This is a genomic window from Candidatus Rhabdochlamydia sp. W815 (assembly GCF_018642185.1).
GTDB classification, from domain to species: Bacteria; Chlamydiota; Chlamydiia; order Chlamydiales; family Rhabdochlamydiaceae; genus Rhabdochlamydia; species Rhabdochlamydia oedothoracis.
In genome coordinates, this window is record NZ_JAAVTY010000126.1 from 1 (window position 1) to 4,035 (window position 4,035).

General features: G+C 34.2%; 6 protein-coding genes. 2 read left to right on the forward strand and 4 right to left on the reverse strand.

All coding sequences use genetic code 11. The annotated features are described in order from the left end of the window. The 3 genes from RHOW815_RS07220 to RHOW815_RS07230 all read right to left on the reverse strand — a co-directional run. A partial coding sequence (locus tag RHOW815_RS07220; RefSeq protein ID WP_215217644.1) for a helix-turn-helix domain-containing protein occupies positions 1-198 on the reverse strand: 198 nt, incomplete at its 3' end. Positions 199-411: 213 nt separating this feature from the next. Next, positions 412-1,185: an MBL fold metallo-hydrolase gene (locus RHOW815_RS07225; protein WP_215217645.1), complete on the reverse strand. Its 774-nt coding sequence runs from the start codon at positions 1,183-1,185 to the stop codon at positions 412-414. 86 nt (positions 1,186-1,271) lie between these two features. Continuing rightward, positions 1,272-1,523, reverse strand: coding sequence for a hypothetical protein (locus RHOW815_RS07230; protein WP_215217646.1), 252 nt, complete (start codon positions 1,521-1,523; stop codon positions 1,272-1,274). A gap of 164 nt (positions 1,524-1,687) precedes the next feature. On the opposite strand from RHOW815_RS07230, the gene RHOW815_RS08680 reads away from it, so the two are divergent. Next, on the forward strand, positions 1,688-2,272 hold the full coding sequence (locus tag RHOW815_RS08680; protein WP_502757474.1) for an ISAs1 family transposase: 585 nt from the start codon (positions 1,688-1,690) through the stop codon (positions 2,270-2,272). Continuing rightward, positions 2,250-2,372: a hypothetical protein gene (locus RHOW815_RS08885; RefSeq protein WP_256439931.1), complete on the forward strand. Its 123-nt coding sequence runs from the start codon at positions 2,250-2,252 to the stop codon at positions 2,370-2,372. Before RHOW815_RS08680 ends, RHOW815_RS08885 begins: the two co-directional genes overlap by 23 nt. Before the next feature lie 33 nt (positions 2,373-2,405). Here the strand turns inward: RHOW815_RS08885 and RHOW815_RS07240 are convergent, their stop codons facing one another. Then, on the reverse strand, positions 2,406-3,725 hold the full coding sequence (locus RHOW815_RS07240; RefSeq protein ID WP_215217648.1) for a hypothetical protein: 1,320 nt from the start codon (positions 3,723-3,725) through the stop codon (positions 2,406-2,408). Positions 3,726-4,035 lie beyond the last annotated feature (310 nt).

Below are 4,035 nucleotides of genomic sequence, written 5' to 3' on the forward strand. Positions count from 1 at the left end.
TTTATTTTCGGAATCATATTCTCTGAGGTATTCCTGAACAGTGATAGGGCTTATCCGGAGTGTTTTAGCAAGATTTTTTGTTGAGATACTCTCATTATAGCCCAAAATTACACAAAGCCTATTCCGTTCAGAATAGTCTTTTGGATGCTTTAACTTGTGTTCTAAGTCAGCTCTCTGGCTAGGGGTCGGTTTTTTCATGCTCAATAGCTTAACACAAAACAAATATTTTTCTATACGATTGAATCGGAACCACTATATACAGACACCTCTCATTGGATTGTGACTCATCATGATCCTATGCATACAGATGAAAATTTATTGCATAAAATTCAAACTGCATCGAGATGTCTTAATCGATTGTAATACAGATTGTCATTTTGAAATGGCCTTTGATGGACTCTTACTGCCGCTTTAAAACACAACAGGTTGACTGCAATGCTGTTGAAAAGCGATGCATACCTTAGTCTCCGCCTGTAAGATTTCAAGTTTTTTTTGCACGGTTTCTAATGCCACATCAGGATGATTACATTCACTAGAAAGATGTGCTAAGTAGATCTGTTTGAGGTTTGGATGAAAAATTTGCTCAATTAAAGAGCTACACTCTTCGTTAGAAAGATGTCCCTGACGCCCTAAAACTCTTTGTTTATAAATAGCAGGGCGCGCACTCGCATAAACCATCGAAGGTTGATGATTAGCCTCTACATACAGATAATCACATTTCTTCAATGTTTGTACAATGGAAGTAGAAATAAAACCCAAATCTGCACAAATACCTATTTTTAATCCCTCCAAATGAAGGGTAAATCCTACTGGATCTGCTGCATCATGGGGAATAGAAAAAGGAAGAATTTCAATATCTCCAAATGAAAAATATTCTCCTGTAGAAAAAATCTTAAAACGAGGGATCTTCTTGACATAAGAAGCAATAGCACAAGCTGTATCGCTATTTACAAATACAGGAATTTGATCTTCCCAAGCTAAACGCTCTAAGCCTTTAATATGATCTGTGTGCTCATGAGTGACTATAACCGCATCGATTTGACTTAAATGCACACCAATCAATTCTAATCTCTCTTTTAGGATTTTTATACCGATTCCTGCATCGATTAAAAGTTTTGTCTTTTCAGTTCCAATATAGAGACAATTACCTTTAGAGCCAGATGCAAGAGGACAAAAACCAATCATCTTTTTTTTCCTTAAATTCCAAGATAACTGTTTTAACAAGAAAACAGCGATTTGCACAAGCTAAGAAAAAAAATTCTCTCTTTGCATCAAAAAATACATTTCGCGATAGAACCTATTGATTTAAGATGTTCCACATTTTCCATAACATATTTAGGAAAAGTATTGTCAATAGGAATAGTTACTTGTTGTTGAATCCAAGTTTCGAGTTCCTCATCTGTAATGCCAAGTATATCGTCTCTTCTTTCTCTCTTTACGGGACAATTTTTTAGGAGCAGATAAAAAGAATAGCCCGCAAACTTGATTTTTTCTTCAATACTGGTAACTATTTGAGGAGTCATTTAGAAAAACAGGAAAAAAGTATTAGACTTCTTTCGAAATTCCTCAAAGCAACTCCAAATTGTGAATCCCTGCGATAAGATTAAATCACAAACCAAACCTCTTTCTCCGATTTCTGTATCTATCGCTTATAATCTTAAATCTCTTTAAATTACCTAAATTCACAATTTGGAGTTGCTTTGAAGAATTTCGAAAGAAGTCTATTAAAGGAGTTGTTGTAACAATCGATGCAGCCGGTTGTCACAAAATAGTAGTAGAACAGATTTGTTCCCAGGGAGGAGATTATGTTATTGCCCTTAAAGGCAATCAAGACCACTTACATGCAGAAGCTCATAACTTTTTTGAACAAGCACAGGACGTTATACCGGAAGAAGCTAGCTGTGATTATTGGCGGTCTGAAAAATGTACTCGAGGACGTAGTGAGATAAGAGAAGTATGGGCGACTGAGAAATTAGATTGGTTACCTCAGCGTCAGATTTGGAAGAAGCTGCATAGCTTGATATGCGTAAAAGTACAGAAGAAATCGCAAGAGAGGAATAGCTGTGAAATTCGGTATTTTATTTCAAGTCTACCTGCTAACGCAGAACGTCTTGCAAAGGAAGTGCGTAATCACTGGAGCATCGAAAACAAATTGCATTGGCAACTTGATGTTAATTTCCGAGAGGATTTAAGTCGTGTTAGAAAAGGAAATGGAGCTGAAAATCTATCTATAGTTCGACGGGGCTACTTTGAATCTTTTACAAAAAGATAAGACAAGCAAGGTCAGTTTACATAAACGGCGCTTCATTGCATCATGTCGTAAAGATTATTTATTAGATCTGGTAGGTGCAAAGGAAATTCTTCATGCGTAAGCCCTGAAAACATTATGGGGATTAATGTAATTACTATGCAAAAAATAGAGTTTCTTTATTTATTAGAGAAACACATCGTTTCCGACAATCAATCATTTTTTTCTCTGTTTCTTCTTTATTTTCTAATTTGCTCATTTCTTCTAATTGAGATAGCACATTTTGAGGAATAAAAGACTTAAACATTTGCACGCCTTGATCAAATTTTGTAAAATCAATCTTATTTATTTCAGAAACATTCATTTTTTTATCGATGTAATTAAAAGAGCTTTCTGAAGCTCCCATCTTTAATAAATTAATACCGTATGCAAATATCAATAGACTCTGAGTAGTTGGTTTAAAGACAAGCTCTCCTTGGATCTGCTGCGTTTGTGCAATTGGATATCCGTTGATCTTTGGAATTTCCCCTGCACACAATTCATCTTGCATCTTATCAATTTCAATTGTGTTATCCTTTGTTCTGAATCCTTCTAATAGATCAGAAAACCAGTGAGTCAGGTCATTTAATTGGAAATAGGTTTTTTCTTCAAAATGAGTACTTAGCCAAGGCTGAACGATTTTTTCTAGTTGTGTATCCCAGTAGAATTTTTCTAAAGATAAGGATATAACCATATCGAATGTTTTAATTGTTGTAGAACATAATGGATTTATTGCAATATTAGAGAAAATTCTTTCTGCTACTTCATCTGTATCTGTAGCAATATTAAAAGATTTTCCAAATAGCTTTGAAACCCTCGTAAAATTATGTACAGAATTAAGATCTAAAGTTTCTTGAGATTTTTCTAGATAAGTAATATTAAATTTTCCTTTTAAATAAGAGAATATAGAACGAGCTAGTAAGCTTATCCTAAACAAAGATCGGGATTCCCATTGTTCTGCAAGGTTTTCTTGAGCACGTTCAAAATCACCTTTTGCTTTTATAACTAGACACTCGAACATTTTTTGTAAAATAGGACTAATTGTATCTTTAAAGGCTTGTTCTGTTGTATTTTTATATAAAAGTTCTAGTAATAATAAAAAATCGGATTGAGATCGATTTTTTTCTTCATTACAAGTTTTGTAAAGCTCTAGATAAGCTTCTTTAATTTTCATTTCCTCAGCAACAAGACATTGTCCTCCGCTACCAAAAATAAGGGTTAATAATCCTTTGAAAAGGTTTCTAGATTGTTTTGATGCGGTTTTCTCTTGTAATAAACCCTTATTTTTTAAAAGCATTTTACAAATATTTTGCTTAAAAAATAAAAGTTCTTTTCGAGGGGTATTTTCTAAAAGCTTGACTAACCACTCTTTTGCCATTTGTTTTGCTCGAGGCAGTTGATCTTGGCGATATACCTCCTTTTCTTCTTCTGAGACCACATCTTCAGGATATTTATTGGCGGTTCTTCCTGATGTAAATCACTCCAAACTTTTTGGAATTGCTCAAGACTAGTTATTGAAGGTAAGGACTTTTTTGTTTTTATCGTCGTCTTATAATACTCTGTGGATAAAAGACAATATAACCCAAATAAAGCAAAACCAGTACTTAAGTAGCTTCTTGTTGCTATACCAACCATTAATCCAGAAAAAGGGCTAATGTATTTGGCCCTTTCAACCTTGAAGTGCACAAAAAAGAACATATAAATACTTGAAAAAACATCTATTGTGCACCCGAGCATAGCATGTTTGT